Source organism: Kitasatospora sp. NPDC059408, from assembly GCF_042751525.1.
Lineage (GTDB): Bacteria > Actinomycetota > Actinomycetes > Streptomycetales > Streptomycetaceae > Kitasatospora.
Genome location: NZ_JBHYWI010000045.1, coordinates 25,020 through 38,672, shown reverse-complemented (window position 1 = coordinate 38,672; position 13,653 = coordinate 25,020). Strand labels below are relative to the sequence as shown.

Genomic DNA, 13,653 nt, shown 5'->3' with positions numbered 1-13,653 from the left:
CATGCGGTGGGGGCACCTCCCGGCCGGAGGCTGGGGGACATCGGCGACCGACGACAACGCAGCGAGGCGCGTGCCCTGGCGTCGCGACACCCGGCCTGATCCGAAAGACACGCCCTAGGGCCGCCGCTCCGGGGCGAACGGCGTGCCGCTGGACAGGGCGCGGTGGCCGACGGCCAGGGCCTCGCCCAGGAAGCCGGTGCCGATGGAGAGCTGGACCGGTCGGGCGTCCGCGGCGAGGCCGAAGTGGGCGGCCAGCGCGGCGAATCCGGCCATGACGGCGAGGGAGATCCCGGCCACCAGGAACGTCCGCCAGGTGTAGCGCTGCCACAGCACGCCGTCGCGCTCGTAGACGCGGACGGTCACGCCGCGGGCCGCTCCGAGTGCGGTGCCGAGGACGGCGCCCGCGGCGATCCAGGCGTAGTCCGCCGCGTGCAGGCCCGCGTGCCGGGAGACCGTCCAGAGGCCGATCCCGGTCAGCACCACGGGCGGTGCGAACAGGTCCCGGGCGTTGAGCGGTTCGCCGTTCAGGCGCCGGACGACCACCACCGCCACCACGGCGGCGATAAGGCCCACGTGCAGCCAGACGTTCATGTCGGTTCCCCCCACGTTTTTAGCTCGACTGTGCTAAATCAGCAATTTAGCCCACCCGTGCTATAACGACAACATGCCGAAGATCGTGGACCCCGCGGAACGCCGCCAGGCCGTCGCCGACGCCGTGCTGCGGGTCGCCGCCCGGGACGGGCTGGAGCACGCCTCACTGCGCAACGTCGCCGAGGAGGCCGGGCTCGCCGTCGGGTCGGTCCGGCACTACTTCGCGGGCGGCCCGGAGCTGATGGTCTTCGCGATGCAGGAGTTGGCCCGCCGCATCGACGCCCGGATCCGCGCCCACGCCGGCGCCCTGCTCGACCCGGCGACGGCCGCCGGCGACCGGCCCGCCCGCACCGAGGCGCTGCTCGCCGAGGTCCTCCCGCTGGACGCCCTGCGGCGCGAGGAGTCCGCGCTCTGGCTCGCCTTCGTCACCGCCGCCCGCACCCGCCCCGACCTCCGGCCCCGCGCCGCCGAGATGCAGGCGGGCCTGGACGACCTCGTCCGCCGCGTCCTCGAAGAGACCGCCCGCTCCGGCGCCCTCGCCCCCGGCCTCGACCTCGCCGTCGAGACCCGCCGCCTCTCCGCCCTCCTCGACGGCCTCACCCTCCAGGCCGTCCAGCACCCCGACCTAATCAACCCGGACGAGCTGCGCACGGTGCTGCGCCGTCACCTCGACAGCCTCACCGCACCCCGCTGACACGGGGCCACCAGCGGCGCCACAATGGCCGGATGACCCTCACCACCGCCGAGGCGGACAAGATCCTGGCCGACAACTTCGCCCCCTGGGTGCAGGCGCTCGGCCTGTCAGTGACCGAGACCGGCGAGCGGCACGCCGTGCTGCGCCTGCCGTGGTCCGGTCAACTGGCCCGGGAGGGCGGCGGGTTGTCCGGGCAGGCCCTGATGGCCGCCGCCGACACCGCGAGCGTGATCGCCGTGTCAGCGGCCCGCGGCGGCTTCGGTCCGATGACCACCGTCCAGCAGTCGACGACCTTCCAGCGCGCCGTCGCCGAGCGGGACGTCCTGGTGCACGCCCGGGTGACCAAGCTCGGCCGGCGGATCGCCTTCCTCGACATCACGCTCACCGCCGAGGGCGACGAGGAGCCGGCCGCGCACGCCACCACGGTCTACGCGCTCGCCTGACCCGGCGCGGTCACCGAGGGGCGGACGGGCGCCTCCTCCGCGCACACCGCCGACACGAACTCCGCCACCCGCGCCTGCGGCATCCCGCGCGCGATGTCCGCCTCGCTGATCATCCCGACCAGCTTGTGCTCGGGGTGGTTGATCACCGGCAGCCGGCGCACCCGGTACTGCTCCATCACGCGCAGCACCTGCTCGGTGTCCTCGTCCGCCTCCACCGTCATCGGCCGGCCCTCGGCCAGCTCGCCCGCCGTCACCGCGGACGGGTCCCGGCCCTCCGCGATGCACTTGAGCACGATGTCGCGGTCGGTGACGATGCCCAGCAGCTTCTCGTTCTCGCCGCAGATGGGCAGCGCCCCGACGTCCCGGTCCCGCATGATCCGGGCGGCGGTGGCGAGCGTCTCGTGCTCGCGGATGCACTCCGCGCCCGGGTGCATGATGTCGCTGGCTCTGGTCATGGTCCGCCTCCCTGACGTGCCTGCCGTCCCCGTTGTCCATCGTGGTCCGGGCGGCCGACGGTCGCCACCGGGGCAGCCCCGGGGAGCCTCACGGCCGCCTCCGGACCGCCCTCAGGCCGCCTTGCCGTGCTCGGCGCGCCGGTCCTCCGCCTCCGCGCCATCCAGCGGCGGCGACGGCTTCAACAGCTCCTCCAGCGGCGGGAGTTCCAGCTGCTGCGCGGCGTCCTCGACAGCCGGCTGCGCGGTGTCCACGGCCGCTTGTGCGGTCTCGGCGACCGCGTTCCGCGCCGACCGTAGCTGGGCGTCCGTCGCCGAGTCCAGGAAGCGCAGCAGCTCCACCGGGAACGGCAGCACGAGCGTCGAGTTCTTCTCCGCCGCCACCTCCACCACGGTCTGCAGCAGCCGAAGTTGGAGCGCCGCCGGGGTCGCGCTCATCACCGCGGCGGCCTCCGACAGGCGGGCCGAGGCCTGGTACTCGCCGTCCGCCGTGATGATCCGCGCCCGGCGCTCGCGCTCGGCCTCCGCCTGCCGGGCGATCGAGCGCTTCATCGACTCCGGCAGGGCGACGTCCTTGATCTCCACCCGGTCGATCTGGATGCCCCAGCCCAGCGCCGGACTGTCGATCATCAACTCCAGGCCCTGGTTGATCGGTTCGCGGTTGGCCAGCAGGTCGTCCAGCTCGCTCTTGCCGATGATCGACCGCAGCGAGGTCTGCGCGACCTGGGAGATCGCGAAGTTGTAGTCCTGCACGTTGACGGTCGCCTTGACCGGGTCCTCCACCCGGAAGTAGACCACCGCGTCCACCCGCACGGTCACGTTGTCCCGGGTGATGCCCTCCTGCGCCGGGATCGGCATCGTCACGATCTGCACGTTGACCTTGCGCAGCTTGTCCGCGATCGGCATCAGCGCGACCAGCCCGGGCTCGCGCACCTCGTCCCGCACCCGCCCGAAGCGGAACACCACGCCCTTCTGGAACTGCTGGACCACCCTGATGCTCAGGCCCGCCCAGACCGCCCCCAGCCCCACCAGACCCCCGATCGCCCCCAGCACCGCATCGACGATCATCGCGGCCTCCTCGCGCGCGCCCACCCGTCCCGGCCGTGGCCGACCCGGGCCGACCGGGGGCCGCCGGAGCAGCTGGTTCCACGCTACGCCTGCCCGGGTGCGAGCCGGGAGAACGTTGACCGGCCCTAGGATCGTCGCCATGCCGCTGTCCCCCGCCGACGACCCCGGCCACCCGCGCCACCCCGCCGAGGCCGCCGCCCGCGCCGCCGCAATGGCCGCCCTGGACCGCGTCGTCACCGGCTGCCGCGCCTGCCCGCGCCTGGTCGAGTGGCGCGAGGAGACCGCCCGCACCAAGCGCCGCGCCTACCAGGACTGGGACTACTGGGCCCGCCCGATCCCCGGCTTCGGCCCGCCCGACGCCCCGCTCGTCCTCGTCGGCCTCGCCCCCGCCGCCCACGGCGCCAACCGCACCGGCCGCATCTTCACCGGCGACCCCTCCGGCGACATCCTGTACGCGGCCCTGTACGAGCTCGGGCTCGCCAACCGCCCGGAGTCCGTCCGCCACAGCGACGGCCTGGAGCTGCGCGGCGTCCGCGTCACCGACCCGGTGCGCTGCGCCCCGCCCGACAACAAGCCGACCACCGCCGAGCGCGACACCTGCCGCCCCTGGATCACCCGGGAACTGGAGCTCCTGCGCCCCACCGTGCGGACGGTCGTCGCCCTCGGCGGGTTCGCCTGGCAGGCCCTGCTCCCGGCCGTGGCCGCCGCCGGCTGGGAGGTCCCGCGGCCACGCCCCGCGTTCGGCCACGCCGCCCACGCCACCCTGCCCGCCACCGACGGCGGCCCGCCGCTCCACCTCTACGGCTGCTACCACGTGAGCCCGCGCAACACGAACACCGGCCGCCTCACGACCGAGATGCTCCACGAGCTCCTCCGCACCGCCGCCCGCACCGCCGGCCTCGACCCGAAGTAGCGGGGCGCTCGGCCGAAGCGCCGCGCCGCCATGATCCCGCCGTCGACCGAGCACCCCCTGCGGCCCCCGGCGCCGGTGCCGTGGCCCTGGTGCCGTGGCCGGACAGGTCCACCGTGTTGCGACGCCCGGCACGGCCCTACCCGAAGCGCACCAGCCTGTGCCGCGACGCCCGGGCCCACACCGCCGGGAGGCGGTCCCGGGCCGCCTCCGCCGCCGCCAGCTGTCCGCCGTACAGCACCCCGTACGCGAACGCCTCGCCGCTCGTCGCGGCCTGGCCGGCCAGGGCGGCGGCAGCCACGGCCGCGTCCTGGTGCTCGCCCAGCACCTCCTGCACGGCCTTCATCCGCTCGACGTACCGGTCCGCCGCCCCGCCCACCGCCGGCGCGGCGGTCTCACCGGCGTAGCGGGCGCGCTTGGCGGCCTTGCGGGCCTCGTGCAGGGCGCGGTCCCGGTCCTCGGGCCCGGCGGCCAGGGCGGCCCGCACCCGGCGGCCGGTGCGCCGCTGCTCCCTGGCGGCGATGCGCGACAGCTCGGGCACGGCCGGGCGCCGGGCCCGGCGGCGCAGCGGCGGGGCGGCCAGCAGCCCGGCCAGCCCGGCGGCGAGGGCACGGCGGCGGGAGCTGTCGAGGGCGGCCACCACTTCGGGCCGGATCCGGCGGTACTCGGCCCCGCCCCACCGTTCCAGTTCCACGGCCACCCGTTCCGGGCCGCACTCGGCGGGCAGCTCCCGGGCGCGGGCCGCGAGCCGCTCGGCCAGGACCTCGCGGTCGCGCGCGCGGCCGAGGGCGGCGGCCAGCCACCTCAGCTCGGCCACGAGCTCGTCCGTGGCACCGGCCGCGAAGAGGCGCCGGTACGTCCGCAGCGCGCTGCGCAGGCGCCGGCAGGCGACCCGCATCCGGTGGACCGCGTCCGGCTCGTCCGCGCGGACGGCGTCGTCGAGTCCGGCGAGCACGGCGGCCTGGGCCTCGATGCGGGCGAGCAGCACCTGTCCGACCGTGGCGTCGGGCCGGGCCATGGGCGTTCACCCCCTCGTCGGGGTCACCGCCCCATCCCGGGAGCGGCGAAACGCCTTCCAGGCTAGTCCGCCGACCCTCCCTGTCTACTGGGCGTCCATCTTCCGTCCACCACGGGCGACCGCGCGGCACGACCCGCCACCCCCTCCCGAGGGGCACCGTTCCGGCCCGCACCCTCGTGCCGGGTGTAAGGGTCGTGACATACTCCCGGACGTGATGACGTCCACCCGTGCGACCAGGGCCCTGCGGGCCGCGGTGTTCACCGCGCTCGCCGTGCCGCTGTCCGCGCTGGGCCAGGTGGTCATCACGGGTCGCCCGCTGCCGCTCACGCTGGTGGCCGCCGCGACCGCCGTCGTCTTCCTGGTGTCGGCCGCGCTGGCCGGCGGGGAGCGGCGGCTGCTGCACATCTCCGCCGTGATGGTGCCGGTGGAGCTGCTGCTCAACACGACGTTCAACCTCGGCCAGACCGGCTGTGGCCCGATCCTGAGCGAGCACGTGCCCGCGCGCGGCATGAACCTGCTGGTGTGCGGCGGTGGTTCGGTGGACGGCTCGCTGCTGTCCGGGCCGCTCGGGCACGACGGACCGTTCGCGCCCGCCGCCACCCAGCTGCTGGTCCTGCTGGTGCACCTGATGATCGCGGTGGCCGCGTCCGCCTGGCTGCGGCTGGGCGACGCCGCCCTGACCGGGCTGGCCCGGGCGCTGCGCGCCCTGCGCCAGTCGGTGGCCGCGCCGCTGCGGGCGCTGCTCCTGCTGCTGGTCCCGGCCCCGGTGCGCCCGGTGCTGCGGGTGCCGCTGCCGGTGTCCGACCACGAGCGTCCCCGCCGCGAGGACGTCGTCCTCAGCCCCGCGCCCCGGCGCGGCCCGCCGGCCTTCGCGCCGGCCTGCTGACACCGTTCCCACGGCCACGGGCCCGGCGCACGACTCCCGCGTTCACCCACCCCGCCCCTCGGCACGCCCCAGTGAGGCACGGCCCTCCGAGGCACGCCCGAGCGAGGCATCCCGCGCGCACCCGCGCGCCGCGTACAGGAGTTGACCCCCATGGCTCAGGCCAACAGCAAGCAGTCCCAGCGCATCAGCGCCCGCGAGCGGATCCAGGAGGCGCAGCGCCGTGAGCAGGCGGCCGCCAAGCGCCGCCAGCGCATCGTCATCGCCGTCGCGTCCGTGGTCGTCCTCGCCATCGCGGGCGCCGGGGCGATCGCGGTGAGCTCGGCCAAGAAGGACAAGGAGACGGCCGCCGGGTCCGGCTCCTCGGCGCCGCTGGTCGTGCCCGCGAACGCCTCCGGCCAGGACGGCACCGTGATCACCTACGGCAAGGCCGACGCCCCGCACACGATGGAGGTCTACGAGGACTTCCGCTGCCCGGTGTGCAAGCACTTCGAGGCGGCCAACGGCGAGACGGTCAAGCAGCTCACCGCGGACGGCCAGATCAAGGTCGAGTTCCACCTGGCCGCGTTCCTGGACAAGGCCCTCGGCGGCAAGGGCTCGCGCACCGCGCTGGCCGCCGCCGGCGCCGCGCTCAACGAGGGCGTGGACAAGTTCAAGGCCTTCCACGACGTGCTCTACAAGAACCAGCCCGACGAGCGCACCGACAGCTTCGGCGACACCAACAAGATCCTGGAACTGGCCGACCAGGTGCCGGGCCTGAAGACCGACGCCTTCGTCAAGGCCGTCCAGGACGGCACCTACGCGCCGTGGGCGGCGAAGGTCGCGAACGCGTTCAACGACAGCGGGGTGCAGGGCACGCCGACGGTGAAGGTCGACGGCAAGCCGGTCACGCTGTTCTCGGGCCAGAACCCGGCCACTCCGGACCAGTTCACGGCGCAGGTCAAGCAGGCCGCCGGCCTGTAGCGAGCTCCACCGGCCCGGCCGAACCCCGGCCGGGCCGGCACCCTTCCCAGCCACCGGAGTGTGCTGCCATGACCGCCTCTACCTCCGTGCACGTGCCCCGCCCCGCCGCCGGCCCCACCCCGGCCGACACCCTGATCGGCGCCGGCCGGGCGCTCTCGCTGCTCCTGCTCTTCGGCGGGCTGATCGGGCTGGCGGCCTCCGCCGTCCTGACCTTCGACAAGCTCCGCATCCTGGAGAACCCGTCGTACGTCCCGACCTGCAACATCAACCCGGTGATCAGCTGCGGTTCGGTGATGCGCACCGAGCAGGCGGGGGTGTTCGGCTTCCCCAACCCGCTGATCGGGCTGGCCGCCTTCGGCGCACTGGCGGCGATCGGCGCGGGACTGCTGGCCGGCGCCGCGTACCGCCGCTGGTTCTGGCTGGGCCTCCAGGCGGGGACGTTCCTGGGCGTGGTCTTCGTGCACTGGCTGATCGACCAGGCGCTGTACGAGATCGGCGCGTTGTGCCCGTACTGCATGGTGGTGTGGGCGACGGTCGTGGCGCTGTTCTGGTACACGACGCTGCACAACCTGCGCTCGGGCGTGATCCCGGCGGGCCCGCGGCTGCGGACGGTCGTGCGGGAGGCGGCGCGCTACCACTGGGCGCTGCCGGTGCTGTGGGCGGCGGTGATCGCGCTGCTGATCCTCAACCGGTTCTGGTACTACTGGAGCACTCTCGTCTGACGGTCGGCCGGGCGGAGTTCAGCCGAGGTAGCCCGTCGAGTGGAGCAGCGCGGTGAGCCCGGCGCGCCTGGCGTCCAGGGCCCGGGTGAGCCGCCGTGCCGCGTTCGGGTGGAGCAGCGCGGCCGCCCGGGCCGGGGTGAAGAAGCCGTACTCGGCGATCTCCTCGGCCTGGCAGCGGATTTCGGCGGCGGCGTCGAGCACCCCGCCGTCGAACATGAACTGGACGGCGGGGTGGGCGTGTTCGCGCTGCTTGGGGATCGGGTCGCGCCACTCGACGACGACCAGCCGCGGTTCGTCGTCGAGCACGAGCCCCGTCTCCTCGCGCAGTTCGCGGGCGGCGCACTCGGCCGGGCCCTCGCCGGGGTCCATGCCGCCGCCGGGGAAGAGCCAGTGGGCGCGGTAGATCGGCTTCAGGAGGAGGACGTTGCCCATGGCGTCGGTGAGCAGGACGCTGCAGCCGACGTACGCGCGCACCATGCGCGCCAGCCACTCCCCCTCCGAGAGCTGCCAGGTCTCCGTCATCGCGACTCCTCCGCCACCACCCGTCCGTCGTGGCCCACTCTGCCCCAGGTTCCGCACCGGGAGCGGTGGTTCGTGCGAGATCCACCCGATCGGGTGGCGCGGGGGCCCGACAGCACGGCGCTAGCCGAAGACGGCCCGCCGGAAGGCGTTGCGCAGGTCGGTGAGCGGCTGGACCCCGCGGTCGTAGTGGACCTTGTTGGTGAGCAGCAGCGCCCAGCGGCCGAGCCGGCGGGAGATCCAGATGCCGGTGCCGGTGAACCCGTAGTGGACGAAGGTGCCGTGGGCCGGGTCGGTGCCGGGGGCGACGAGCCAGGAGAGGCCGCGGGCGGGGGTGAGCCCGCCGGTCTGTTCGCGCAGGGACTCGGCGATCCACGGCTCGCCCCAGGAGAGTCCGGGCGGCGGGTCGAGCAGGGCGGTGAGGAAGCGGCCGAGGTCGCGGGCGGTCGAGAAGGCGCCCGCGTTGCCGGAGACGCCGCCGAGGAGGCGGGCGGACGGGTCGTGGACGACGCCGCGCAGGTGGGCGCCGAGGGTCTCGTCGTACTCGGTGGGCGCGGCGTGGGCGGTGTCGCCGGGGCCGAGCGGCCCGTAGCGGGTGTCGGACATGCCCAGCGGCCGCCAGGCCCGGCGGGCGGCGAGCTCGTCGAGCGGGGCGCCGCCGAGGTGTTCGACGAGGTGGCCGAGGAGCACGGCGGCGCGGTCGGTGTACTCGACGGCGGTGCCGGGCGCGCGGTGCAGCGGGGCGGCGATGACGCCGGAGCGGATCGCCGCGAGGTCGCGCCCGTAGAGCCGCTCGAAGTTCGTCCGTGGCAGCAATCCGGCGGTGTGGGCGAGCAGTTGACGAGCCGTCACCTCGCCGGCCGGCTGCCCCGCGGCGTCCGGCCAGTAGTGCCCGAGGGGTTCGTCGAGCGGGAGGCGGCCGGCCTGCCACAGCGCCCCGGCGCACGGCCAGAGCGCGACGATCTTGGTGAGGCTCGCGAGGTCGTACCGGGTGTCCGGTCCGGGCGAGAGCCGCGCGTACGGGCCCTGCCCGAGCGGCCCGTGGGCGCCCCGTCCGACCGTCCCGCCGGCGTCGCCGACGGCCCAGACCGCCCCCGCCCCGACTCCTCGCGAGCCGGCGCGGACCAGCCGGTCCAGCGCGCCGCCGGGCGCGGCCAGCACGGGGAGCCGGTCGGGCGCCGGCGGTTGGTGACTCATCCGTCCCCCTGAACGTGCCCCGGACCGGTCTCGCCCGGAGCCTACCCGGCGGACGGTCCGTCAGTCGGACGCGGAGGTGAACTCCTTGCCGAGGCAGATGCTCTGCGGGTGCTCACGGTAGATCCCGAACTTCCGTATCGCCTCGTACCCCTCGGAGTGGTACAGCGCGACGGCCTCGGGCTGCTCGGTGCCGGTCTCCAGGACGAAGCGCGTGCGGCCGGCCTCGGCGGCGGTCTGCTCCAGCCGGCGCAGCACGCCCCTGGCGAGGCCGCGCCCGCGGGCGCCCGGGACGACGAACATCCGCTTCAGCTCGGCGTCACCGTCGCGCAGCCCGTGCGGGCCGGCCTGCTTGGCCCGCCACCCGCCGCAGGCGACCGGCCGGCCGTCCAGGTAGGCGATCAGGAACAGTCCGGCCGGCGCCTCGAAGTCGTCGGGGTGCAGCACGGTCTCGTCCGGGTCGCCGTAGCGGCGGACGTACTCCTGCTGCACCTCGGCCGACAGGGCCTGGGCGTCGGGGTGGCCGTAGCCGGTGACGCGGTACTCGACGGTGCCGGCGGCCCCGGCCGACGTGCTCTCTGTCGCGCTGCTCTCCATGGTCGAAAAGCCTACGACCTGGGGCGCGGCCTGGACTCAGCGGCCCTCGAACCGGGCGAGGAGGTCCGCCTTGCCGAACATCGCGGCGGCGTCGACGGCGGACGGGAAGCCGGCCTTCGGGTCGGCGCCGGCGGCCAGCAGGGCGTCGACGACGTCCACCGCACCCTTGAAGACGGCGCCCGCGAGCGGGGTCTGGCCCTTGTCGTTGGCGCGGTTCGGGTCGGCGCCGCGCTCGACCAGGGCGGCGACCGTACCGGCGTGGGCGTGGTAGGCGGCGAGCATGAGCAGCGTGTCGCCGCTGCCGTTGGTCAGGTTCGCGGAGACGCCCGCGTCGACGGCGGCGGTCAGGGCGGCGGTGTCCCCGGCCCGGGCGGCGTCGAAGAGCTTCCCGGCGAGCGCGATCACCTCGGCGTCGGGGGCGTCGGCGGGCTGCGGGCTGGCGGCGTCGGTCATGGCGGGCGGCCTCTCGTGGTCGATTCGCGTCGGTTCGCGGTCGGTTCGTGCTCGGTGGCGGTGCCGGCCGCGCGTACCGCACCGTAGCCGCCGGGCGGACGCCCGGGCCAGCACGCGTCCGGATGGCGGATGCGGGCCCCACCGGAAACGACACGCCGACGGATCGGTTGCGCAGCCGTTCGAGCGAACTTCCGGGACCCCCGGGAAACTTCCCGCCCACCCGGCGGGAATGCCTCGCCACACCGCAACAGAGCGCCGCACGGCCCCGACCCGGGCCGGTTCGCATACCTCCGCCCGAGCCCCACGGCGGTATTGAACGGTGAAACCACCCATTTGCACCGTTCCATCATCTATTACTTTTTGTCACGATTAGGGCACTTTCAGTGACACTGTCCCTGTCCCCCTCCCCGAGGAGCAGAACGTGATCCTCTCGATTTCCGGCATCGTCCTGTTCGGCACCATCGCCTTTCTGTTCTTCCGCCGGGACGGACTAAAGGTCTCCCACGCGATCGTCTGCGCGCTCTTCGGCTTCTACGTCGCCGGCTCCTCGATCGCACCGAGCATCACCGCGGGCGGCGCGAGCCTCGCCAGCCTGCTCGGCGGCCTCAGGTTCTAGCGCCGCCACTCCCCCGCACGGGCCCGGGCGCGGATCCCACCGCCCCGGGCCCCGTCGTACGACGACAGTCCCAGCTCCATCCGCTTCACCCCCCACCCGTCCCGACCGCCCGGGGAGTCAAGGAATGTCGCTCCACCGCCACCTCGGCAAGGGCCGTGAGATCGCCCGGACCGCCGGGGACCACGCCTCCGACATGTTCGCCCCGCTCACCGTCATCGGCCGCGGCCTGCGCCACCACACGGGCTGGGCCAAGGACCGCTGGCAGGCCACCCCCAAGGAGCGCCGCGGCCCGACGCTGTTCCTGTCCGCCGCGATGCTCGTCGGCATCTACCTGCTGCCGCACGGCCTGCTGTTCGCCCTGATCGCGCTCATGGCCAGCGCCGCGTGGGCCGGACGGGCCCCCAAGGCGCCGCCCGCCCCGCCCGCGCCCGACGTCGCCGACGTCAAGCTCGCGGCGCTCTACTCCGCGCTGACGCCCTACCTCTGCGGCCCCGAGGACGCCAACCCGCTGTACCACTTCGAGGGGAGCTACAGGAGCGCCTTCGGCTCCTGGGAGTTCGACGGCGAGGGCCGGCTCTCCCGCCTGGAGCTCACCTATCCGGCGTACTTCACCGACACCGAGCCGGCCGCCCGGGCCCGGATCGAGCAGGTCGTCCAGGGCAAGGCCGGGCGGGCCCGCGAGTACCGCTTCGACTGGGACGAGGAGTCCAACAAGCTGCGGATCTCCGCGATGAGCCCGCTGCCCACCGACATCGTCGCCCAGCGCTTCGTCGCCGCCCCCGGCGAGATCGTGCTCGGCTTCACCGACGAGGACGGCACCGCCCGCACCATCCCGGTCGGCCAGGGCAGCGCCGTGACGCAGCAGCCGCCGGTGATCTGGCGCACCGGGCCGCGCTCGGGCGAACCCCACCTGCTCGCGCTCGGCGTCGCCGGGTACGGCACCTCCAGCCTGGTCCGCTCGATCGCGCTCCAGGCCCTCCCGTACGCCGACCTCGTGGTGATCGACGGCGCCGGCACCGGCGAGCACGCGTGCCTGGTCAACCGGCCCGGCGTGCACACCGTCGAGACCAGCCTGCACGGCGCGCTCGCCGCCCTGGAGTGGGCCGCCCAGGAGACCGACCGGCGGCTCGCCGCGCTCAACACCGCCCGGCACACCGGCAGCGCCCCGCCGGAGGACGTCACCCGGCCGCTGTGGCTGCTGCTCGACCACCCGACCGAGCTCAGCGAGCTCGCCCACGCCGAGGGCCGCCCCGACCCCCAGGACCTGCTGGAGCTCCCGCTGCGGCACGGCCGCGCCGCCCGCGTCACCGTCGTGATCGCCGACGACGTCGAGGCCAGGGACCGGCTCACCCCCACCGTCCGGACCACCACCAGGGCCCGCGTGCTGCTCGGCCCGGCCGGCCCCGAGGAGGGCCACCTCGCGCTCGGCGCCCCGCTCGACATCGTGCCCGCCGCGCACGCCCCGATCGGCCGCGGCTACGCCCGCATCGGCAACGGCGTCCCGGTCCGGCTCCAGGTGCCCGCCACCGTCGACCCGCTGGACGACGAGGCCCCGGCCGCCCTGCGGGACGCCGTGATCGCCCTGCTGCCGCACCGCGACACCCGCACCGAGGCCGCGGCCGACGCACCGCCGCGCCCCGAGCAGCCGCCGCTGGTCCGCCCCGCCGAGCCGGCGCCCGCCGTCCGGCCCGTGGACCTCGGCAAGGGCGAGCCGATGATCCGTTCCCGTCCGATCTCCTGACCGCACGGAACCGGGGGCGCCGACGGCTTCCGAATCCCGTCCCGGTACGCTCGTGACAGAAAGGCCGCACGATCACCAGATGTGAAATAGGTGACACCTGGGGTGATATCACCGGCCAGATGTGACAAATCGGGCGCCGGTGGGTACAAACAGGGGCGGCACGACAGACGACGCATGTCCCGGGACGGGAATCTTCGTCGGAAGCCGAGCGTTGACCGAACGACGAAGAACAGCGACCACTAGTCCTGTGGGCCATAAGCCCGGGAGGCACGATTCATGAGCGAGCGAGCTCTCCGCGGCACGCGACTCGGGGCCACTAGCTACGAGACCGACCGTGGTATCGATCTGGCTCCCCGCCAGACCGTCGAGTACGCATGTCAGAACGGACACCGTTTCGAGGTTCCTTTCTCGGTCGAGGCGGAGATCCCCCAGACCTGGGAATGCCGCTTCTGTGGCCAGGAGGCGACACTTCTCGACGGCGACGAGCCGGAGGAGAAGAAGACCAAGCCGACGCGCACCCATTGGGACATGCTGATGGAGCGCCGTACGCGCGAGGAGCTGGAGGAGGTGCTGGCCGAGCGGCTGGCGGTGCTCCGCTCCGGCGGGATGAACCTCGCGGTCCACCCGCGTGACACCCGCAAGAGCGCCTGACCCTCTCTCCCGCCCCGGCGGGAGGACGCGAAAAGGGACCCTGGGATCCAGGGTCCCTTTCGCGTGTCCGGACCCGGCCGGTCTGTCCGGACGGTCCGGGCAGGCAGAAGCCCCGGCGGGCCCGTGAACGGGCCCGGC

The 13,653-nt window shown here is 74.4% G+C and carries 17 protein-coding genes; 9 read left to right on the top strand and 8 right to left on the bottom strand.

Going from position 1 to position 13,653, the window contains the following annotated elements; translation table 11 throughout:
• Nucleotides 1-114: 114 nt before the first annotated feature.
• Nucleotides 115-591 (bottom strand): DUF1453 domain-containing protein, encoded by a 477-nt coding sequence (locus ACFXDE_RS27120; RefSeq protein ID WP_380497305.1) that lies wholly within the window; start codon nucleotides 589-591, stop codon nucleotides 115-117.
• 73 nt (nucleotides 592-664) lie between these two features.
• Between ACFXDE_RS27120 and ACFXDE_RS27115 the strand changes: the two genes are divergently transcribed.
• Both ACFXDE_RS27115 and ACFXDE_RS27110 read left to right on the top strand, forming a co-directional pair.
• Nucleotides 665-1,285, top strand: a complete 621-nt coding sequence (locus tag ACFXDE_RS27115; protein WP_380497304.1) for a TetR/AcrR family transcriptional regulator — start codon at nucleotides 665-667, stop codon at nucleotides 1,283-1,285.
• A gap of 32 nt (nucleotides 1,286-1,317) precedes the next feature.
• The gene (locus ACFXDE_RS27110) at nucleotides 1,318-1,728 is read left to right on the top strand and encodes a PaaI family thioesterase (protein ID WP_380443182.1); all 411 of its coding nucleotides are present in this window, start codon (nucleotides 1,318-1,320) and stop codon (nucleotides 1,726-1,728) included.
• On the opposite strand, the gene ACFXDE_RS27105 is transcribed toward ACFXDE_RS27110, so the two are convergent.
• Nucleotides 1,713-2,183 carry a CBS domain-containing protein gene (locus ACFXDE_RS27105; RefSeq protein ID WP_380497303.1) on the bottom strand — a complete coding sequence of 157 codons (471 nt, stop codon included), beginning with the start codon at nucleotides 2,181-2,183 and terminating at the stop codon, nucleotides 1,713-1,715. The genes ACFXDE_RS27110 and ACFXDE_RS27105 overlap by 16 nt on opposite strands.
• 111 nt (nucleotides 2,184-2,294) lie before the next feature.
• On the bottom strand, nucleotides 2,295-3,248 hold the full coding sequence (locus ACFXDE_RS27100; protein WP_380497301.1) for an SPFH domain-containing protein: 954 nt from the start codon (nucleotides 3,246-3,248) through the stop codon (nucleotides 2,295-2,297).
• A gap of 211 nt (nucleotides 3,249-3,459) precedes the next feature.
• On the opposite strand from ACFXDE_RS27100, the gene ACFXDE_RS27095 reads away from it, so the two are divergent.
• A complete protein-coding gene (locus tag ACFXDE_RS27095) occupies nucleotides 3,460-4,161 on the top strand; it encodes a uracil-DNA glycosylase (RefSeq protein WP_380497338.1) in 702 nt (233 codons plus the stop codon).
• A gap of 136 nt (nucleotides 4,162-4,297) precedes the next feature.
• Here the strand turns inward: ACFXDE_RS27095 and ACFXDE_RS27090 are convergent, their stop codons facing one another.
• On the bottom strand, nucleotides 4,298-5,176 hold the full coding sequence (locus ACFXDE_RS27090) for a CHAD domain-containing protein (RefSeq protein WP_380497300.1): 879 nt from the start codon (nucleotides 5,174-5,176) through the stop codon (nucleotides 4,298-4,300).
• Nucleotides 5,177-5,390: 214 nt separating this feature from the next.
• Between ACFXDE_RS27090 and ACFXDE_RS27085 the strand changes: the two genes are divergently transcribed.
• The 3 genes from ACFXDE_RS27085 (at nucleotide 5,391) to ACFXDE_RS27075 (ending at nucleotide 7,744) form a co-directional block, all read left to right on the top strand.
• Complete coding sequence (locus ACFXDE_RS27085; protein WP_380443173.1) at nucleotides 5,391-6,062, top strand: hypothetical protein; 672 nt, start codon at nucleotides 5,391-5,393, stop codon at nucleotides 6,060-6,062.
• A gap of 150 nt (nucleotides 6,063-6,212) precedes the next feature.
• Nucleotides 6,213-7,022 carry a thioredoxin domain-containing protein gene (locus ACFXDE_RS27080; RefSeq protein ID WP_380497299.1) on the top strand — a complete coding sequence of 270 codons (810 nt, stop codon included), beginning with the start codon at nucleotides 6,213-6,215 and terminating at the stop codon, nucleotides 7,020-7,022.
• A 68-nt stretch (nucleotides 7,023-7,090) separates the two neighbouring features.
• A complete protein-coding gene (locus tag ACFXDE_RS27075; protein WP_380497298.1) occupies nucleotides 7,091-7,744 on the top strand; it encodes a vitamin K epoxide reductase family protein in 654 nt (217 codons plus the stop codon).
• A gap of 18 nt (nucleotides 7,745-7,762) precedes the next feature.
• On the opposite strand, the gene ACFXDE_RS27070 is transcribed toward ACFXDE_RS27075, so the two are convergent.
• The 4 genes from ACFXDE_RS27070 to ACFXDE_RS27055 form a co-directional block, all read right to left on the bottom strand.
• A complete protein-coding gene (locus ACFXDE_RS27070) occupies nucleotides 7,763-8,266 on the bottom strand; it encodes an NUDIX domain-containing protein (protein WP_380443167.1) in 504 nt (167 codons plus the stop codon).
• A 120-nt stretch (nucleotides 8,267-8,386) separates the two neighbouring features.
• The gene (locus ACFXDE_RS27065) at nucleotides 8,387-9,460 is read right to left on the bottom strand and encodes a serine hydrolase domain-containing protein (protein WP_380497297.1); all 1,074 of its coding nucleotides are present in this window, start codon (nucleotides 9,458-9,460) and stop codon (nucleotides 8,387-8,389) included.
• Nucleotides 9,461-9,520: 60 nt separating this feature from the next.
• Nucleotides 9,521-10,054 carry a GNAT family N-acetyltransferase gene (locus ACFXDE_RS27060; protein ID WP_380443163.1) on the bottom strand — a complete coding sequence of 178 codons (534 nt, stop codon included), beginning with the start codon at nucleotides 10,052-10,054 and terminating at the stop codon, nucleotides 9,521-9,523.
• 36 nt (nucleotides 10,055-10,090) lie between these two features.
• Entirely contained in the window at nucleotides 10,091-10,507 is a 417-nt protein-coding gene (locus ACFXDE_RS27055) for an ankyrin repeat domain-containing protein (protein ID WP_380443161.1), read from the bottom strand.
• A gap of 421 nt (nucleotides 10,508-10,928) precedes the next feature.
• Between ACFXDE_RS27055 and ACFXDE_RS27050 the strand changes: the two genes are divergently transcribed.
• From ACFXDE_RS27050 to ACFXDE_RS27040, 3 genes are all read left to right on the top strand, one after another.
• Nucleotides 10,929-11,123 (top strand): hypothetical protein, encoded by a 195-nt coding sequence (locus tag ACFXDE_RS27050; protein ID WP_188305060.1) that lies wholly within the window; start codon nucleotides 10,929-10,931, stop codon nucleotides 11,121-11,123.
• Nucleotides 11,124-11,247: 124 nt separating this feature from the next.
• On the top strand, nucleotides 11,248-12,864 hold the full coding sequence (locus ACFXDE_RS27045; RefSeq protein WP_380497295.1) for a hypothetical protein: 1,617 nt from the start codon (nucleotides 11,248-11,250) through the stop codon (nucleotides 12,862-12,864).
• 276 nt (nucleotides 12,865-13,140) lie between these two features.
• Nucleotides 13,141-13,515, top strand: a complete 375-nt coding sequence (locus ACFXDE_RS27040) for an RNA polymerase-binding protein RbpA (RefSeq protein ID WP_329929550.1) — start codon at nucleotides 13,141-13,143, stop codon at nucleotides 13,513-13,515.
• Nucleotides 13,516-13,653: the final 138 nt, after the last annotated feature.